We start from the raw sequence: 1,135 nt of genomic DNA on the forward strand, positions 1-1,135 counted from the left end.
GGAGTGAGTCCCAATGACGGACGGCGGGGTGGCGCTGTGGCCACCCCGCCGTCGCAGTCATGCGGTCAGCGGACCGTTCGCGCCGCTTCCTGGATGATCTGGGCGACTTCGTTCGGGCGGGAGACGGTCACCGCGTGCGATGCCCGCACTTCCACCGTGTGGGCTTTGGCGCGCTCGGCCATGAAGAGCTGGGCCTCACGAGGGATGTTGAGATCCTCGGTGGCGACCAGAGCCCAGGTCGGAGTGGTCTTCCAGGCGGGTTCGGAGGACTTCTCCTCCAGCGCAACGTTGGTCACGGGCCGCTGCGTGACCGCCATGAGCTCGGCGGTGTTCTCGGGGACGTCCGCGGCGAACTGGCGGGGGAACTTCTTCTGGTCGATGTAGAGGTCCGCGCCCTGGGAGCCATCGGGCAGGGTGACCGGAACAGGGGGGCACAGGGCCTCGCCGAGCGTACTGCCCTCGAACTTGGCCGCCAGGTCGAGCGCGCTCTCCCCCTCGTCGGGGACGAAGGCGGCGACGTACACCAGCGCTTTGACCTTCTCCGAGCCATAGGCCGCGTTGCTGATGACCGCTCCGCCGTAGGAGTGGCCGGCCAGCACGACAGGCCCGTCGATGCCGGCCAGGAGCTCCTTGACGTATGCGGCGTCGCCGCTCAGACCCCGCAGCGGGTTGGCCGCAGCCACCACCGGGTAGCCCTCCCGCTTCAGCTCCTTCACGACGCCGTTCCAGCTGGTGGAGTCGGCGAATGCGCCGTGGACGAGTACCACGGTCGGCCTGCGGGTCTGGAGGGAAGGCGCCTTTCCGGCGCTCGCCGGGGCGACCGACGTGGCGATGAGAGCCGTGGCAACACTCGCCGTCGCCATGACGGCGAGCGGAGTGCGAATGCGTTCGTATCGAGAATGCTTGCTCATGACAGGGCCCTTTCGAGGCTGTTGCAGGTTACAGCTGTATCTGGGGAATTGCGCCTGTCGACTGTGAGTCAGTCGACTGCAGATCAGTGGGAATGCAGTGCGGTACGCAGGGTGTGAACGGCCTGCTGCATCGCAGCAGTGGCCGCGTGCGTGGACCGCAAGGGATTCAGCATCAGGAAGTCGTGCAGGATGCCGTTGTAGCGGACGCTCGTGGTGGGGACCCC

1 protein-coding gene is annotated in these 1,135 nt (G+C 67.2%); it reads right to left on the reverse strand.

The genetic code is table 11. The annotated features are described in order from the left end of the window. Nucleotides 1-65: 65 nt before the first annotated feature. Entirely contained in the window at nucleotides 66-911 is an 846-nt protein-coding gene (locus SSP24_RS42450; protein WP_141316612.1) for an alpha/beta fold hydrolase, read from the reverse strand. Nucleotides 912-1,135: the final 224 nt, after the last annotated feature.

This window comes from Streptomyces spinoverrucosus (genome assembly GCF_006539505.1).
Lineage (GTDB): Bacteria > Actinomycetota > Actinomycetes > Streptomycetales > Streptomycetaceae > Streptomyces > Streptomyces spinoverrucosus.